General features: G+C 58.2%; 15 protein-coding genes and 1 tRNA gene. 2 read left to right on the forward strand and 14 right to left on the reverse strand.

Annotated features, from left to right (window positions below):
• Nucleotides 1-11: 11 nt before the first annotated feature.
• From nuoH to AYR66_RS25410, 12 genes are all read right to left on the reverse strand, one after another.
• Complete coding sequence (nuoH, locus tag AYR66_RS25355; RefSeq protein ID WP_088710362.1) at nucleotides 12-1,079, reverse strand: NADH-quinone oxidoreductase subunit NuoH; 1,068 nt, start codon at nucleotides 1,077-1,079, stop codon at nucleotides 12-14.
• Nucleotides 1,079-3,415, reverse strand: a complete 2,337-nt coding sequence (gene nuoG / locus AYR66_RS25360) for an NADH-quinone oxidoreductase subunit NuoG (protein ID WP_088710363.1) — start codon at nucleotides 3,413-3,415, stop codon at nucleotides 1,079-1,081. Before nuoG ends, nuoH begins: the two co-directional genes overlap by 1 nt.
• 76 nt (nucleotides 3,416-3,491) lie before the next feature.
• Entirely contained in the window at nucleotides 3,492-4,787 is a 1,296-nt protein-coding gene (gene nuoF / locus AYR66_RS25365) for an NADH-quinone oxidoreductase subunit NuoF (protein WP_088710364.1), read from the reverse strand.
• Entirely contained in the window at nucleotides 4,784-5,275 is a 492-nt protein-coding gene (gene nuoE / locus AYR66_RS25370; protein WP_170942365.1) for an NADH-quinone oxidoreductase subunit NuoE, read from the reverse strand. The genes nuoF and nuoE overlap by 4 nt, the downstream gene beginning before the upstream one ends.
• A gap of 24 nt (nucleotides 5,276-5,299) precedes the next feature.
• Entirely contained in the window at nucleotides 5,300-6,553 is a 1,254-nt protein-coding gene (locus AYR66_RS25375; RefSeq protein WP_088710365.1) for an NADH-quinone oxidoreductase subunit D, read from the reverse strand.
• On the reverse strand, nucleotides 6,553-7,149 hold the full coding sequence (locus AYR66_RS25380; RefSeq protein ID WP_088710366.1) for an NADH-quinone oxidoreductase subunit C: 597 nt from the start codon (nucleotides 7,147-7,149) through the stop codon (nucleotides 6,553-6,555). The genes AYR66_RS25375 and AYR66_RS25380 overlap by 1 nt, the downstream gene beginning before the upstream one ends.
• Nucleotides 7,150-7,166: 17 nt before the next feature.
• Nucleotides 7,167-7,643, reverse strand: a complete 477-nt coding sequence (locus AYR66_RS25385) for a NuoB/complex I 20 kDa subunit family protein (RefSeq protein ID WP_088710367.1) — start codon at nucleotides 7,641-7,643, stop codon at nucleotides 7,167-7,169.
• 3 nt (nucleotides 7,644-7,646) lie between these two features.
• Nucleotides 7,647-8,006: an NADH-quinone oxidoreductase subunit A gene (locus tag AYR66_RS25390; protein WP_088710368.1), complete on the reverse strand. Its 360-nt coding sequence runs from the start codon at nucleotides 8,004-8,006 to the stop codon at nucleotides 7,647-7,649.
• Between the two features lie 90 nt (nucleotides 8,007-8,096).
• A tRNA-Leu gene (locus tag AYR66_RS25395) sits at nucleotides 8,097-8,181 on the reverse strand.
• A gap of 75 nt (nucleotides 8,182-8,256) precedes the next feature.
• Complete coding sequence (gene secG / locus AYR66_RS25400; protein ID WP_088710369.1) at nucleotides 8,257-8,628, reverse strand: preprotein translocase subunit SecG; 372 nt, start codon at nucleotides 8,626-8,628, stop codon at nucleotides 8,257-8,259.
• A gap of 40 nt (nucleotides 8,629-8,668) precedes the next feature.
• Entirely contained in the window at nucleotides 8,669-9,415 is a 747-nt protein-coding gene (gene tpiA, locus AYR66_RS25405) for a triose-phosphate isomerase (protein WP_088710370.1), read from the reverse strand.
• An 85-nt stretch (nucleotides 9,416-9,500) separates the two neighbouring features.
• Nucleotides 9,501-10,481 carry an NAD(P)H-quinone oxidoreductase gene (locus tag AYR66_RS25410; protein WP_088710371.1) on the reverse strand — a complete coding sequence of 327 codons (981 nt, stop codon included), beginning with the start codon at nucleotides 10,479-10,481 and terminating at the stop codon, nucleotides 9,501-9,503.
• A 332-nt stretch (nucleotides 10,482-10,813) separates the two neighbouring features.
• Here AYR66_RS25410 and AYR66_RS25415 point away from each other — a divergent pair, with 332 nt between their 5' ends.
• On the forward strand, nucleotides 10,814-13,558 hold the full coding sequence (locus tag AYR66_RS25415; protein WP_170942366.1) for a diguanylate cyclase domain-containing protein: 2,745 nt from the start codon (nucleotides 10,814-10,816) through the stop codon (nucleotides 13,556-13,558).
• Between the two features lie 69 nt (nucleotides 13,559-13,627).
• Here AYR66_RS25415 and pnp read toward each other — a convergent pair whose 3' ends face one another.
• Together pnp and rpsO are read right to left on the reverse strand one after the other, a co-directional pair.
• The gene (gene pnp, locus AYR66_RS25420) at nucleotides 13,628-15,751 is read right to left on the reverse strand and encodes a polyribonucleotide nucleotidyltransferase (protein WP_088710373.1); all 2,124 of its coding nucleotides are present in this window, start codon (nucleotides 15,749-15,751) and stop codon (nucleotides 13,628-13,630) included.
• Nucleotides 15,752-15,943: 192 nt separating this feature from the next.
• A complete protein-coding gene (gene rpsO, locus AYR66_RS25425) occupies nucleotides 15,944-16,213 on the reverse strand; it encodes a 30S ribosomal protein S15 (protein ID WP_088710374.1) in 270 nt (89 codons plus the stop codon).
• Nucleotides 16,214-16,412: 199 nt separating this feature from the next.
• Here rpsO and AYR66_RS25430 point away from each other — a divergent pair, with 199 nt between their 5' ends.
• Nucleotides 16,413-16,925, forward strand: coding sequence for a hypothetical protein (locus AYR66_RS25430; protein WP_088710398.1), 513 nt, complete (start codon nucleotides 16,413-16,415; stop codon nucleotides 16,923-16,925).
• Nucleotide 16,926 lies beyond the last annotated feature (1 nt).

A 16,926-nucleotide genomic window follows, 5' to 3' on the forward strand; every position in this document is an offset into this window, starting at 1 on the left:
GCCTCTATTCCTTACTTCCAAATATTCCAGGGGGTCTGCATCCAGGCGGCGACGATGACAAGGTAAGCCAGCGTCAGCGGAATGAATACCTTCCAGCCGAGACGCATGATTTGGTCATAGCGGTAACGCGGGAAAGATGCACGCGCCCAGATAAACATCGACACGACGACGAAAGTCTTGATGCCCAGCCAGATCCAGCCCGGAATAAAGTCCAGGAGTGCCACCGGAGCTGCCCAGCCGCCGAGGAACATCAGCGATGCCAGCATCGAGATCAGGATCATGTTGGCGTATTCGGCCAGGAAGAACATGGCGAACGACATGCCGGAGTACTCGACCATATGGCCTGCAACGATTTCGGATTCGCCTTCCACCACGTCAAACGGATGACGGTTGGTTTCAGCGATACCGGAGATCACGTAGATCACGAAAATCGGCAGCAGAGGCAGCCAGTTCCACGACAGGAAGTTCAGGCCCTTGTCTGCAAACATGCCCTTGTTCTGCACATTGACGATATCGATGAAGTTCAGGCTGCCGGAGACCAGCAGCACGATCACGAGGGCGAAGCCCATAGCGATTTCATACGACACCATCTGCGCGGACGCACGCATCGCGCCAAGGAAAGCGTACTTCGAATTGGAAGCCCAGCCAGCGATGATCACGCCGTACACTTCCATCGAGCTGATCGCCATCACGAACAACAATCCGGCATTGACGTTCGCCAGCACGGCTTCCGGTCCAAACGGGATCACCGCCCATGCTGCAAGCGCCGGCATGATGGTCATGATGGGTGCGATCACGAACAGGGCCTTGCTTGCCTGTGCAGGAACGACGATTTCCTTGAGCAGCAGTTTGAGCGCATCGGCGATCGGCTGCAGCAGGCCTGCGGGGCCGACGCGATTCGGGCCAAGGCGAATGTGCATCCAGCCAATCATCTTGCGCTCCCACAGCGTGAGATAGGCAACACAGCCCATCAGCGGCAGCACGACGACGACAATCTTGACCAGGGTCCACACCAACGGCCACACGCCTCCGAACAGTCCCTGTCCGGTTGCGTTGATGGTCATGAGCATTTGATCCATTACGCTTTCTCCACACTGATTGCACCGAACATTGCACCGAGACCGATGGTCGACTTGTGCGCGGCGGAAACGCGGACAACATTTGCCGGCAGCTTCGCGTCGACTGCAACAGCCAGTACGGTACTGCCCTGCCCTTGCGACACCTTCACCTGGGCACCTTCGGCAACGCCAAGCTGTTGGGCCAGTATCGGGGAGATCAATGCTTTCGGTGCTTGGGCGGCTGTCGTCAGCTGCAGCGACTCAGCGCGGCGGACGATGGCATCAGTGAAGTAAATCGGCACGTCGGCAATACGCTCAACCTGGGTACCGGCAGCTGCCTTTGCAGCTTGCAGCTGGACATGTGCATTGTTGTTCAGGCGTGGCTTGAGATCGGCTTCTTCTGCCTTCTTCGTTCCGAGGATTTCAGCGCGGATTTCTTCCGAAGTCTCATAGTCGAAACCGGCCAGCTCCAGCATGTTTCCGAGCACGCGCAGCACCTTCCAAGCGGGGCGGGTTTCGCCCAGCGGCTTGACCGTTCCGTTGAAGCCTTGTGCGCGGCCTTCGCAATTGACAAAGGTGCCAGAAGTTTCGGAGAACGGTGCGACCGGAAGCAGGACGTCTGCATAGTCGGCACCGTGCTTGAACGGTGACATCACGACAACCATATCCGCCTTGCTCAAGGCAGCACGCGCCGCTTGCGGATCATAGCAATCGAATTCCGGCTCAGCGTGCAGCAGGACGTATGCCTTGCGCGGCTGTGCGAACATCTGAAGCGCATTCGCGCCCTTGCCCGGAATTGCGTTCGCAATGTAACCACCGACAGAATTGGCGGCTTCGGTAAGGTAGCCGAAGCTGGCGCCGGTATTCTGAGCGAGCCATTGCGCTGCTGCATGAAGCTGCGAAGCTTGCGGATGCTGTGCGGCAGCGTTGCCGAGCACGACCGCACGACGCTCGCCGGACAGCAGGCTGGCGGCGATTCCCTTGGCGATTTCGCTGGCTTCGACGCCTTCAAAACCAGCCGGAATAGCTACGCCTTTCGCTTGTGCCACTGCAACCACCACTTCACTCAGGCCGGCCAGCCAGTCGGATGGTGCCTTGATCATGCGGTTGGTCAGCGAGATCAGGAGGTCGTCATCGGTCGCATGCAGGATGCTGACCTTTGCGCCATGCTTTGCCGACTGGCGCAGGCGGGCAGCGAGCAGCGGGTGATCCTTGCGCAGGAAGGAGCCGATCACAAACACGCGGTCGGCGGTACCGAGTTCGTCAATCGACATCCCGAGCCATGGAGTGACCTTCCCGTCGAGGGAGAAATCGGATTGGCGCAGGCGGAAATCGACGTTGTCGGAGCCAAGGCCGCGGGTCAGCTTCTGCAGCAGGGAGAGTTCTTCCAGCGTGGAATACGGTGCGGCGAGTGCAGCGATCGAATCGGCACCATGGTCCTTGCGAATGTCCTTCAGACCGTGCGCGACGTATTCAAGCGCGGTCTGCCAATCGGTCTCGATCCACTTGCCGTCCTGCTTGATCATCGGTGCCGTGAGGCGCTCGGCGCTGTTCAGGCCTTCATAGGCGAAGCGGTCCTTGTCGGACAGCCAGCATTCATTGACGCCTTCGTTTTCCAGCGGCAGTACGCGCATGACCTTGCCACTCTTGACCTGGACGATCAGGTTGGCACCAAGGCCGTCATGCGGACTGACGGAACGGCGGCGGGACAATTCCCAAGTACGTGCGCTGTAGCGGAACGGCTTGGAGGTCAGCGCGCCGACCGGGCACAGGTCGATCATGTTGCCGGAGAGTTCGGAGTCAACCGTGTTGCCGACAAAAGTCGTGATTTCGGAGTGCTCGCCGCGGTTCAGCATGCCGAACTCCATCACGCCGGCGATTTCCTGGCCAAAGCGGACGCAGCGGGTGCAATGGATGCAACGCGCCATTTCGCGCATGGAGATCAGCGGACCTGCGTCCTTCGGTTCAACGACACGCTTTTCTTCGTCGTAGCGCGATGCGGACGGGCCATAGCCGACTGCGAGGTCCTGCAATTGGCACTCACCGCCCTGGTCGCAGATCGGGCAATCCAGCGGGTGGTTGATGAGCAGGAATTCCATCACGCTCTTCTGCGCCTTGATCGCCTTGTCGCTTGCGGTGCGCACGATCATGCCGTTGGTCACCGGGGTCGCGCATGCGGGCAGCGGCTTCGGCGCCTTTTCTACTTCGACCAGGCACATGCGGCAGTTGGCCGCGATGGACAGTTTCTTGTGATAGCAAAAATGCGGGATGTAGGTGCCAAGTTTGTTGGCAGCGTCCATCACCATGCTGCCTTCCTGGACCTCGACCTTTTTGCCGTCAATTTCGATTTCAACCATGGCTTTTTGCCTAAGTATTATTGGGCGCGCAGTACGCGCCTCTTCATGTCAACGTGTGGACGCGAGTCGCGCCGGATCAAACGTAAGCGGGGACGATGCAGCGCTTGTGTTCGATGTGGTATTCAAACTCGTCGCGGAAATTCTTCACGAATGCGCGAACCGGCATCGCAGCAGCATCACCCAGTGCGCAAATCGTGCGGCCCTGGATGTTGTCGGCGATGGAGTTCAGCATGTCGAGATCATCCGCGCGGCCTTGGCCGTGTTCGATACGATGCACCATACGGTACAGCCAGCCTGTGCCTTCACGGCAGGGCGTGCACTGGCCGCAGGACTCTTCGTAATAGAAGTACGACAGGCGAAGCAGCGACTTGACCATGCAGCGGGTCTCATCCATGACGATGACCGCGCCGGAGCCAAGCATCGAGCCGGCCTTGGCGATGGAGTCATAGTCCATGTCGGTATTCATCATCACTTCACCGGTCAGCACCGGCATGGACGAACCGCCTGGAATGACTGCCTTGATCTTTTTGCCGTCGCGCATACCGCCTGCGAGTTCCAGCAGCTTGGCAAAAGGCGTACCGAGCGGGACTTCGTAGTTGCCCGGACGCGCAACGTCGCCGGACATCGAGAAGATCTTCGTGCCGCCATTGTTCGGTTTGCCCAGCCCTGCGTATGCCTCGCCGCCCATGCGCATGATGAACGGGACAGCCGCGAAGGTTTCGGTGTTGTTGATCGTGGTCGGCTTGCCGTACAGGCCAAAGCTGGCCGGGAACGGCGGCTTGAAACGCGGCTGGCCCTTCTTGCCTTCCAGGGATTCGAGCAATGCGGTTTCTTCGCCGCAGATATAGGCGCCGTAACCGTGGGATGCGTGCAGCTGGAAGCTGAAATCGCTGCCCATGATGTTATTACCCAGGAACCCGGCGGCGCGCGCCTCTTCCAGCGCCTCTTCGAAGCGTTCGTACGCCGCCCAGATCTCACCGTGGATGTAGTTGTAGCCGACGGTAATACCCATCGCGTACGCACCGATTGCCATGCCTTCGATGAGCGCATGCGGGTTGTAGCGAATGATGTCGCGATCCTTGAATGTACCCGGTTCGCCTTCGTCCGTATTGCAGACAAGGTACTTCTGGCCGGGAAACTGACGCGGCATGAAGCTCCACTTCAGGCCAGTGGGAAAACCTGCGCCACCGCGGCCGCGCAACGAAGATGCCTTCAGCTCGGCGATGACTTGTTCCGGCGTGATTTTTTCAGTCAGGATGCGCTTCAGCGCTTCATAGCCGCCACGCTTGACGTAGTCGGCGAGATGCCAGTTGTTGCCGTCGAGGCCAGCCAGAATCAGCGGATTGATGTGGCGATCGTGCAGGCAGGTCATTTCTTCAGTTCCTCCACCAGCGCGTCGATCTTTTCGTTCGACATGTGGCTGCACATGCGCTTGTTGTTGACCAGCATGACCGGCGCATCACCGCATGCGCCCATGCACTCGCCTTCGATCAGCGTGAACTGGCCGTCAGCAGTCGTTTCCTTGTAGTCGACGCCCAGCTTTTCCTTCAGGTAGTGCGCAGCGCGCTCGCCACCCGACAGGGCACAAGGCAGGTTGGTGCACACCGAGATCTTGTGCTTGCCGACCGGCTTGGTGTTGTACATGTTGTAGAAGGTGGCGACTTCCTGCACGGCGATGGGCGCCATGCCGATGTAGTCGGCCACATCCTTCATTACTTCCGGCGACAGCCAGCCCTTTTCGTCCTGGGCGATTCTCAAGGCTCCCATGACGGCGGATTGCCTCTGGTCGGCGGGAAATTTCGCGAGTTCGCGATCGATTTTTTTATACGCTTCTTGACTTAACAGCATGATGTCAGCCATTCGTGCGCGATGGTATCGCGCGGGTTATCGGTCAATCTCACCGAACACAATGTCTTGCGTGCCGATGATCGTCACTGCGTCGGCGATCATGTGGCCCTTTGCCATCTCATCCAGCCCTTGCAGGTGCGCAAAGCCGGGAGCGCGGATCTTCATGCGGTACGGCTTGTTCGCGCCGTCCGAAATCAGGTAGATGCCGAACTCGCCCTTCGGATGCTCGATGCCGACGTAGGCTTCGCCTTCCGGCACGTGGAAGCCTTCGGAGAAGAGCTTGAAGTGGTGGATCAGCTCTTCCATGTTGGACTTCATGTTCACGCGCGCCGGCGGCGCCACCTTGTGGTTGTCCGTCATGACCGGACCCGGATTATTGCGCAGCCACTCGACGCACTGCTTGATAATGCGGTTCGACTGGCGCATTTCTTCGACACGCACGAGGTAGCGATCGTAGGAGTCGCCATTCACACCGATGGGAATGTCGAAATCGAGGAGGTCATACACCTCGTAGGGCTGATTCTTGCGCAAGTCCCAGGCAATGCCGGAGCCGCGCAGCATCGGGCCAGTAAAGCCCATCGCCTTCGCGCGCTCGGGCGTGACGACGCCAATGCCGACCAAGCGCTGTTTCCAGATACGGTTATCGGTCAGCAGTGTCTCGTATTCGTCCACGTAACCCGGGAAGCGGTTGGTGAAGTCTTCGATGAAGTCCAGCAGGGAGCCCTGACGGTTTTCGTTGAGCTGCTTGATCGACTTCTCGTTGCGGATCACCGATGCCTTGTACTGCGGCATGGTATCCGGGAGATCACGATAGACACCGCCCGGGCGGTAATACGCCGCATGCATGCGCGCACCGGAAACGGCCTCGTACATGTCCATCAAGTCTTCGCGCTCACGGAACGCGTACAGGAATACGGCCATCGCGCCGACGTCGAGCCCGTGCGCACCGATCCACAGGAGGTGGTTCAGCAGACGGGTGATCTCGTCAAACATCACGCGGATGTATTGGGCGCGCAGCGGCACCTCGATGCCGAGCAGCTTTTCGATCGCGAGCACATATCCGTGCTCGTTGCACATCATCGACACGTAGTCGAGGCGATCCATGTAGGGCACCGACTGCAGGAACGTCTTCTGCTCCGCCAGCTTTTCGGTACCACGATGCAGGAGGCCGATGTGCGGATCGGCACGCTGAATCACTTCGCCGTCCAGCTCGAGCACAAGGCGCAGCACACCGTGTGCTGCCGGGTGCTGCGGACCGAAGTTCAGGGTGTAATTCTTGATTTCAGCCATTATTTCATCCCGTATTTCTCTTCGCGAATGACGCGCGGCGTGATTTCACGCGGCTCAATCGTCACGGGTTGGTAAATCACGCGCTTCTGCTCAGGGTCGTAACGCATCTCGACGTAGCCCGAGACCGGGAAGTCCTTGCGGAACGGATGACCGATGAAGCCATAGTCGGTGAGAATACGGCGCAGGTCGTTGTGCCCTTCGAAGAGGATGCCGTACAGGTCGAATGCTTCACGCTCGTACCAATTGGCGGAGGGCCAGATGTCTGTGACGGAGGAAACGACAGGAAGTTCATCGTCGAGCGCAAAAACGCGCACGCGCAGGCGCCAGTTGTGCGTCACGGACAGCAGGTGCGACACCGCAGCAAAACGCGAACCTTCCCAGGTGCCGTCGCCGTACGTCGAATAATCGACGCCGCACAGGTCAATCAGTTCTTCAAAGCGCAAGTCTGCATGACCCCGCAGCACGCGCATCGCCGACAGGTAATCGGATGCACCGATCACGACGGTGACTTCACCCAGCGCGACTTTCAGGCTTTGGATCTGGCTGCCTAGCGCGTTGCGCAGGGCAGCTTCGAGGGTTTCAATTTTCGTCGTCATATTTTTTGGCGTCCCAATCAGCGTGCGATGGTGTTGGTACGCTTGATCTTGTTTTGCAGCTGCATGATGCCGTACAGGAGCGCCTCGGCGGTCGGGGGGCACCCGGGCACGTAGACATCAACGGGCACGATTCGGTCACAGCCGCGCACTACCGAGTACGAGTAGTGGTAATAGCCACCGCCGTTTGCGCAGGTACCCATCGAAATCACCCAGCGCGGCTCGGCCATCTGGTCGTACACCTTGCGAAGAGCCGGAGCCATCTTGTTGCACAGCGTACCTGCAACGATCATCACGTCGGACTGGCGCGGGGACGGACGGAACACGACACCAAAACGGTCGAGGTCGTAACGCGAGGCACCAGCGTGCATCATCTCGACTGCGCAGCATGCAAGACCGAAAGTCATCGGCCATAGCGAACCCGTGCGAGTCCAGTTGATCAGCTTGTCCGCCGTCGTAGTGACGAAGCCCTCGTTCAAAACACCTTCAATAGACATGACTTACTCCCAATCCAGAGCGCCCTTCTTCCAGATGTACCAGAAGCCCACCACGAATTCGGCGATAAACACCATCATCGTGATAAAGCCCTGCCAGCCGAGCTCGCGTGCTGCGACGCCCCACGGGAAGAAGAATGCGGTTTCCAGATCGAACAAAATGAACAGAATGGCGACGAGGTAGTAGCGCACATCGAACTTCATGCGCGCGTCTTCAAAAGCCTCGAAACCGCACTCGTACGGAGAGAGCTTTTGACTGTCCGGCTTATGCGGCGCCAGAACACGACCAAGAACCTGGGGAACGACACCGACGCCGATGCCAACGAGAATAAAGAGTAGGATGGGGAAGTAATTTTCGAGGTTCACGATACGGGCCTAGTTGAATGATTTGCAAATCAAACCAAGATTCCTCGATAAAAAGCCAGCTCGGGGGGACCCCTCGCTGGCCTTATTTGTTGGTGCCGACGGCGAGACTCGAACTCGCACAGCTTTCGCCACTACCCCCTCAAGATAGCGTGTCTACCAATTTCACCACGTCGGCGTAAAGACTTACATTTTACCCTGCTTTAGGGGCTTTGTTCAATGCACAATTGCCCCAAATCAAGTCACAAATAAATTATTTGGGGATCTGACCAGACTGACCTGCACCCTCTACTGGTGCCGCAGGCGCAGCCGGCGCGGGGGCAGCAGGTGTATTGACCGCAGGAGCGGCAGGCAGATTCTCCATCACGCCCGCGCTTGCCGGCGCACGCTTGTTACCAACGAACGCCAGCGCCAGGGTCGCAGCAAAGAAAACAGCCGCGGCAACTGCCGTCGATTTCGACAGGAAATTCGACGAACCTGTCGCACCAAACAGACTGCCAGACGCACCCGACCCGAATGCCGCCCCCATGTCAGCCCCCTTACCATGCTGCAGAAGGACCAGACCGATAATCGCCAGTGCGGACAGCACCTGGATCACGACGATGAATGTGAACATTGCGTTCATTACTTGCTTTCCAAATGTTGGTTAATTCAACTCGTCCCGCTTACGCAGCACGGATAATGGCGAGGAAATCTGCAGCCTTGAGGGATGCGCCGCCAATGAGACCGCCATCGATATCCGCCATGGCCAGCAAATCCGCAGCGTTATCCGGCTTCATGCTTCCACCGTAAAGAATTTTGACCGCATCTGCCGCAGCAGGGTTCTTCGCCCGCAGCTTGGCGCGCAACATGGCATGCACGTCTTGCGCCATTTGTGGAGTTGCCGTCCTTCCCGTTCCGATTGCCCAAACAGGCTCGTAGGCGACGACGATACCGGCAATCTCCTCCGCGGAGAGGACCGCGAGAACGGCATCGATCTGGGCGCCGACGACTTCATCCGTTTTGCCGGCCTCACGCTGCTCAAGCGATTCACCGACACAAACGATAGGGGCAATGCCAGACTTCAGCGCCCGCACCGCTTTCCCGGCCACCAGCTCATCGGTTTCGCCATGATAGGTACGACGCTCCGAGTGTCCGACGATGACGTAGCCACAGGCGAAATCGGCAAGCATGGAACAGGAGACTTCACCGGTATAGGCACCCGACTCGTGCAGGGATGCATCCTGACCGCCCCAACGTATGGCACTCCCCTCCAACAAGGATTGGCATTGCGACAGGTAGGGGGCAGGCACACATACTGCGACATCACAGGCCGGCTGACCGGCAGCACCCTTGATCTCGCTCAGGAGAGCGGCATTGGCAGCGAGGCTGCCATTCATCTTCCAGTTACCTGCGATAAGTTTACGGCGCATAGAGGGTCTGAATTTTCAATAACCCTTGATTTTACCGCGCCGCACTATGGCCGGTCAAACCAGCGCGTGTTGCACGAATATGCACTCAAGTCACTTGCAAAACAATCTTGCCAATGTGCGTGCTCGTTTCCATGAGGACATGTGCCTGTACTGCCTCCTCGAGAGGAAAAACCTTGTAGATGACCGGCTTTACTCGCCCTGATTCGAGCAGGGGCCATACCTTGTTGCGCAGATTTTCAGCAATCTCCGCCTTGAAGTCCACAGAACGCGGACGCAAGGTCGAGCCGGTAATGGTGAGACGGCGCCGAAGCACATGCCCAAGATCGACAGTCGCCTTTGAACCGCCCAGCAATGCGATGACCACGAGACGACCGTCATCGGCAAGGCATTCAAGTTCGCGCGGCACGTAAATCCCGCCCACCATGTCGAGAATGACATCCGCGCCCTTGCCCGCCGTTTCGGACTTCACGACCTCGACGAAATCTTCCGTTCGATAGTTGATCGCGCGCGTGACGCCGAGCGCTTCACATGCACGACATTTTTCATCACTGCCAGCAGTAGCAAAAACGCGATGTCCGAAAGCGGATGCAAGCTGGATGGCCGTCACACCAATGCCGGATGTTCCACCTTGGACGAGGATCGTTTCATCGCCGCGCAAATGGGCACGATCGAACACGTTGCTCCAGACGGTGAAGAAGGTCTCGGGTAGCGATGCCGCTTCAATCGCACTCATGCCCTGGGGAATGGGAAGGCACTGCCTCGCGGGAGCGGCACAGTATTCCGCATAACCGCCCCCTTGCACGAGGGCGCAAACCATGTCGCCCTTCCTGAATCTGGTCTCAGCGAAATCACCGTCGATGATTTCGCCGGCGATCTCCAGCCCAGGTAAATCGGACGCCCCTGGCGGCACCGGATAGTGCCCCATGCGCTGGATCACGTCGGGCCGGTTCACCCCCGCCGCATGGACCTTGATCAGGACTTCCCCGGCCTTGAGTTGCGGCATCGGCCTATCACACAAGCGCAAAACGTCGGGCGGGCCGGGCTGGGTGATTTCGACTGCTTTCATGTTCCACCTCCCTGTTAGTCAGCCGGTCATTGTACGACAGCGCTTGGAATCGTTTTTGTAAGCGGTCGCGACATTCCGAAAGCACCATTGAGGAGACGCAACATGCTTTGCTGCACATAGGAAAGAATGATTAGTCCCATACCTTGCGGCAACCCCGAAAGTTGTAACAAACGAATATTACAAAGTTACAAAAAGATGGGAACTAAACAAATATTTGGATTTCCAATCGGCAATACGATTTCATCCAGGCAAACATCATGCGATCGAATACCGGAAAGTCCAGCAAAGCAGGCTCCGAAAGAAAGACCTCCTTCTCGGCAATGAACAGGCGCTTGAGCCTCGCTCTTGAAGGCTCGGGACAGGTGGCGTTCGACTGGAGCATTCCCGACGATCGCCTCCACTTTGCCGGCACACTCTCCGGCAACTTGAAGGAATTAATGCTGGACACGTCGAAAACGTGGCGGTCGAGTTCGCTACCGGCGATCATCCACGAACTTGACCTGCCGCTTTTCCGCGCCCGTCTCCACGATGCGCTCAAGGGTAATGGCGACGATGCCTGCACCACTTATCATGCCGAACTGCGACTGAAGGACATTGCGCGCGGCTGGCGCTGGGTGTGCATCAGCGGACGCATCATGGAGCGCGACACGGCCGGCCGCGCACTCCGCATGGTCGGCACATTTTCGGATATCGACGAGCGCAAGAAAGCGGAGAGCCGGATTGCCCGCCTTCGCGATCTTTACGCTGCGTTGAGCCAGACCAACCAGGCGATTGTCCGTATTGCCGATCGCAACACCTTGTTCAGCGAGATCTGCCGCATCGCTGTCGAACACGGACGCTTCGAACTTGCCTGGATCGGCCTGGTCGATCAGGAAAAAGCCTGCATCGTGCCTTGCGCAGCGCACGGCATTGCGAATTCCAGCCTCGTTGCGACCGGCATACCGCTCGATGCCGCAACGCCTCAGCAGCATGCTGTCATTGCTTCCGCAGTGCGTGAAGGACGGCCCGATATCTGCAATGATCTTCAAATGATGCCCGTCACGTGCAGCAATACCAGCCGCATCGCAGTGAGCGGCTCGATCGCGAGCTTTCCGTTTGCACAGGAAGGCAAGACGATCGGGACCTTGAGTCTTTATGCGCCGATACCCCACTTCTTCGACGGCCAGCTCATCGAACTGTTGACTGAAATGAGCCGCGACATTTCCTTCGCCATCGACAACTATGCACGCGAGGCGCAGCGCAGCGCAATGGAATCGGCCTTGGTCGACAGCGAACAGTTCAAGAGCGCGATCCTGACAGCGGCACTGGATTGCATCGTATCGACAGACGAGCATGGAACCATCGTCAGCTTCAACCATGCCGCTGAACAGACCTTTCGCAGGAAAAGCGCCGAGGTGCTCGGAAAAAACCTGGCCGATATCATTACGCCACCGGAATGGCGCGAACAGCACCGCCAGGGCATTGAACATTTTCTTGCAGGAGAAAGTTTTCTTCTCAATCGCCGCATCGAATTGACAGCCATGCGCGCAGACGGATCGACCTTTCCGGTCGAGCTTGCCGTCGTACCGCTATGCATACGCGGAGAGCGTATGTTCACCGCATTCATCAGAGACATTTCCGACGTCAAGCGGAGCCAGACAATTCTGAAGGAGAGCGCTATCCGCTACCGCCAGTTGGTAGAGCTTTCACCCGAAGCGACATTCGTTTGCCAGAACGGACACATCACACTGTTCAACCAGGCCGGAAGCAGGCTGCTTGGTGTCCGCGATCCCGAAGAATTGCTGGGACGCAGCGTGTTCGATTTCGTCCATCCTGCATGCCACGCGCTCTTCCAGGAACGCAGTCAGCTACGGCCGCATGAGGTTCAACCGACACCATTCATCGAGCAGGTATGGATGCGGCAGGATGGGACTGCGGTCGATGTCGAAATCGGCGCTACCAACCTGATTTACAACGACATGCCCTCCATGCAAATCGTTGTCCGCGACATCACCGAGCGCAAGCGCACCGAGGCACTGCAGCTAGGGCAGAACCGGATTCTCAACATGGTCGCGACGGGCGTCGCGCTGCAGGAAATCCTGACAGCGATCGCTCGCTTTGTCGAAAGCCAGTCGCGAGACGCACTGTGCTCGATCGTCCAACTGGCCGGCGATGGCCATACCCTGCAGGGAGAAATCGCGCCCAGCCTTCCATTGAGCTGCCGGGCACGCACTGGCCCACCCTCCGAGCCGATCCGTGCAGCGGCCCGGCGAGGTGAACCGGTGATCGTCAAGGACATTTCATCGGATCCCCTGTGGGAACATGCGCGCGACGTCGCCCTTGAACACGGTCTGAGGGCCTGCATGTCTTGGCCAATCCATGGCAAGCACAAGAAAGTCCTTGGTACGTTTGCCCTCTTCTTCCGCAGGTCGAAAGAGCCATCCGTGAAGGATCGTCAATTGTGCGAAATCTGCGCGAATCTTGCAGGCATCGCCATCGAAAGTCGAGCATCGGAAGAGAAGATCCGCTACCTGGCACACTATGACGGACTGACTTCGCTACCCAACCGCTTCCTGTTCAAGGAGTACCTTGACCTGGCCCTCCGAAGTGCGCGCAGGCATGGAAAGAAGTTCGCGGTGCTGTTTCTCGACCTCGACAAGTTCAAGGAAATCAACGACACGATGGGTCATGATGCCGGCGACATCGTACTCTGCGAAATCGCGACGCGACTGCGCAATTGCCTGCGGCATACCGACAAGATCGCTCGCATGGGCGGTGACGAGTTCTATGTTCTGATCGAGGAACTGGGAGACGGACGATATGCCGCGGATGTCGCCCAGAAGCTGCTCGAGGCGGCATCGCTTCCCGTGCTCATCGGCAGCAAGGAATGCCGGCTCAGTGTAAGCATTGGCATCGCCATTTATCCCGACGACGGCAACGATGGGCCGACCCTGCTGAAGAACGCCGACAAGGCCATGTACAAGGCCAAAGACCTCGGCAAGAACGGTTTCCAGGCATTTTCCAAGCTGAAGTTTAATGATGCCGGCAAATTGCACCAATCATCACTTCAGTCGATACGGCATGCCCTGCTGAGCTAAAATCGGCGACACAAAAGAAAAAGCCGCCCGGGCATTGCCTCGGGCGGCCTTTTGACTGCAGCTTGCAAATTACTGCTGCTGTTGTTGCTGCTGAACGGCAGCACCTTCTTCAGCAGCAGCGGCCTTCATCGACAGCTTGAGACGGCCGCGGTCGTCGGTCTCGAGAACCTTGACGCGAACTTGCTGGCCTTCCTTCAGGTAGTCGGCGACGGCGTTCACACGCTCGTTGGCGATCTGGCTGATGTGCAGCAGGCCATCCTTGCCCGGCATGACCTGGACGATCGCGCCGAAGTCGAGCAGCTTGAGGACGGTACCGTCGTAGGTCTTGCCCACTTCGACCGATGCGGTCAGCTCTTCGATGCGACGCTTGGCTTCCTGGCCGGCGGCAGCGTCAACCGAAGCGATGGTGACGATACCTTCGTCGGTGATGTCGATCTGGGTACCAGTCTCTTCGGTCAGGGCGCGAATCACTGCGCCACCCTTGCCAATCACGTCACGGATCTTTTCCGGGTTGATGCGGATCGTGATCAGGCGCGGAGCGAAGCTGGACAGCTCGCCCTTGCCTACCGGCATAGCTTCCTGCATCTTCGCCAGGATGTGCATGCGACCTTCCTTGGCTTGCGCCAGCGCAACCTGCATGATTTCCTTGGTGATGCCCTGGATCTTGATGTCCATCTGCAGTGCCGTCACGCCAACGGCGGTACCAGCCACCTTGAAGTCCATGTCGCCGAGGTGATCTTCGTCACCCAGGATATCGGTGAGGACGGCAAACTTGTTGCCATCCTTGATCAAGCCCATTGCGATGCCGGCGACGTGCGCCTTCATGGGGACGCCTGCATCCATCAGTGCCAGGCAGCCGCCGCAGACCGAAGCCATGGACGACGAGCCGTTGGACTCGGTGATTTCGGACACGAGGCGGACGGAATAGCTGAACTCTTCCGGTGCCGGCAACGCCGCTTGCAGTGCGCGCTTGGCGAGGCGGCCGTGGCCGATTTCGCGGCGCTTCGGCGAGCCGACACGGCCGGTTTCGCCGGTCGCAAACGGTGGCATGTTGTAGTGGAGCATGAAGCGGTCCGAGTACTCGCCCATGAGCGCGTCGATCTTTTGCTCATCGCGCGCGGTGCCGAGAGTCGCGATGACCAGCGCCTGGGTTTCGCCACGGGTAAACAACGCCGAGCCGTGCGTACGCGGAAGTACGCTGTTGCGGATGGAAATCGGACGCACGGTGCGGGTGTCGCGGCCGTCGATACGCGGTTCGCCTTCGAGGATCTGCGAACGCACGATTTTCGCTTCGAGGTCGAACAGGATGTTCCCGACATCAACCGCATCAGCAGCTTCCGCGTCTGCGGCGAGCGCAGCATTCACTTCGGCTGACACAGTCTTCAGCTTGGCGGTACGGGCCTGCTTGTCCTTGGTCTGATACGCTTCGCGCAGCTTGCCTTCGGCCAGCTCGGTTACGCGAGCGATCAGCGCTTCGTTCTTCGGGGCGGGTGCCCATTCGACTTCCGGCTTGCCGCCGTCGCGAACGAGTTCGTGGATCGCATCGATCACGACCTTCATCTGCTCGTGACCGTAGACCACAGCACCCAGCATGACTTCTTCGGAGAGCTGTTGTGCTTCGGACTCGACCATCAGCACGGCTTGCTCGGTACCGGCGACAACCAGGTCCAGCTGCGAGGTTGCCATTTGCGTAGTGGTCGGGTTCAGCACGTACTGGCCGTCGACGTAGCCGACGCGCGCAGCGCCCAGCGGACCGCTGAAGGGGATGCCAGCGACACAGATCGCTGCAGAGGCGCCGATCATCGAAGCGATATCGGGATCGATTTCCGGATTGACGGACAGGACGTGAATGATGACCTGCACTTCATTCATGTAGCCTTCGGGGAAGAGCGGACGAATCGGACGATCGATCAGGCGGGAAGTCAGCGTCTCCTTCTCGGACGGACGGCCTTCGCGCTTGAAGAAACCACCGGGAATGCGTCCGGCTGCGTAGCTCTTCTCGACGTAATCAACCGTCAGCGGGAAGAAATCCTGGCCCGGCTTGACATCCTTCTTGGCGACGACGGTAGCCAGTACAACGGTATCTTCGATCGAGACGACCACTGCACCGGATGCCTGGCGAGCGATCTCGCCGGTTTCCAGTGTGACGGTATGCTGGCCATACTGGAAGGTCTTGGTAACTTTATTGAACACGGTGATTCCTTTCTATTTTTGCCGACAGATTTTCAGGCGCTGTCGTTCGCCTCACCACAGATGACGTACCACGCATGGCAGCCACCTCTACTACTGAACCGCTACGGAATAACAAACTGCAAAATGACAAAATGCCTGCATCAGAGACTGACGCAGGCATTTTTTCTATAAACCGGGCGACGGCGCAATGAATTACTTGCGCAGGCCGAGTTTTTCAATCAGAGCGCGATAACGGGTAGCGTCTTTGCCCTTGAGGTAGGACAGCAGGCGCTTGCGGCGGTTAACCATCATGATCAGGCCGCGGCGGGAGTGGTGATCCTTGGCGTGGGCCTTGAAGTGGTTATTGAGCTCGTTGATACGGGCGGTCAGCAGTGCAACTTGCACTTCCGGGGAGCCAGTGTCGTTCGTGCCGCGGGCGTTGTCCGCGATGATTGCGGCCTTGTTGATGTTTTCTACAGACATGATTACCTTTCACATGCGGTGTACGGAGTCGCAACCCTGAGCACCGTGAACAATTGACAAAAACACTTGGTCAAATCGACCAAGACGCGCAGTATAAAGGAAATGGGTCGATTATTCAAATACTTAAGACGGTTTTCCCGGGCCGGCGAAGTCCGCCTCCCGACGGGCAGCAATGGCGCCGCGGACATGGGGTAACAGCATGAAGATGCCAGCAAAAATGACTGTTTTGATATTGTCAGCCGGCCTTGCCGCCTGCAGCACGTTGTTCCCACCTCCGGTCAATGTCGGCGACCCGGAATCGGAACTACTGACCAAGCGTGGACAACCCACGCAACGCTACCAGGATGGCAAGGATCACTTGCTTGAGTACGCGCTCGGACCTTGGGGACAGAAGACGTTTATGGCACGTGTCGGGCCGGACGGAAAAGTCATTTCTTTTGAGCAAGTATTAACAACCCAGAAATTCGCGACCATCAAGGTGGGCGAAACCAACAAGGACGGTGTGCTGAAGACGATCGGAGGGCCTTCGGAGACGTCCTACCTGCCGTTGCGCGACTTGGAAGTCTGGTCCTACCCGTACAAGGAAGCAGGAGTCTGGAACTCGATCATGCACGTACACTTCGACAAGGCGGGTATTGTGCGGCAGATGCTGAATGGTCCGGACATGCGTTTCGATCCCGACCTCAGGTTCCCGTTCGGGATGATGCGATAAA

This window comes from Noviherbaspirillum denitrificans (assembly GCF_002211445.1).
GTDB classification, from domain to species: Bacteria; Pseudomonadota; Gammaproteobacteria; order Burkholderiales; family Burkholderiaceae_D; genus Noviherbaspirillum; species Noviherbaspirillum denitrificans.

Bases quoted from the DNA above. Each gene is read 5' to 3' on its own strand.
- nuoH (WP_088710362.1), bottom strand. From the start codon at position 1,079: ATGGATCAAATGCTCATGACCATCAACGCAACCGGACAGGGACTGTTC.
- nuoG (WP_088710363.1), bottom strand. From the start codon at position 3,415: ATGGTTGAAATCGAAATTGACGGCAAAAAGGTCGAGGTCCAGGAAGGC.
- nuoF (WP_088710364.1), bottom strand. From the start codon at position 4,787: ATGACCTGCCTGCACGATCGCCACATCAATCCGCTGATTCTGGCTGGC.
- nuoE (WP_170942365.1), bottom strand. From the start codon at position 5,275: ATGGCTGACATCATGCTGTTAAGTCAAGAAGCGTATAAAAAAATCGAT.
- AYR66_RS25375 (WP_088710365.1), bottom strand. From the start codon at position 6,553: ATGGCTGAAATCAAGAATTACACCCTGAACTTCGGTCCGCAGCACCCG.
- AYR66_RS25380 (WP_088710366.1), bottom strand. From the start codon at position 7,149: ATGACGACGAAAATTGAAACCCTCGAAGCTGCCCTGCGCAACGCGCTA.
- AYR66_RS25385 (WP_088710367.1), bottom strand. From the start codon at position 7,643: ATGTCTATTGAAGGTGTTTTGAACGAGGGCTTCGTCACTACGACGGCG.
- secG (WP_088710369.1), bottom strand. From the start codon at position 8,628: ATGAACGCAATGTTCACATTCATCGTCGTGATCCAGGTGCTGTCCGCA.
- tpiA (WP_088710370.1), bottom strand. From the start codon at position 9,415: ATGCGCCGTAAACTTATCGCAGGTAACTGGAAGATGAATGGCAGCCTC.
- AYR66_RS25410 (WP_088710371.1), bottom strand. From the start codon at position 10,481: ATGAAAGCAGTCGAAATCACCCAGCCCGGCCCGCCCGACGTTTTGCGC.
- rpsO (WP_088710374.1), bottom strand. From the start codon at position 16,213: ATGTCTGTAGAAAACATCAACAAGGCCGCAATCATCGCGGACAACGCC.
- AYR66_RS25430 (WP_088710398.1), top strand. From the start codon at position 16,413: ATGAAGATGCCAGCAAAAATGACTGTTTTGATATTGTCAGCCGGCCTT.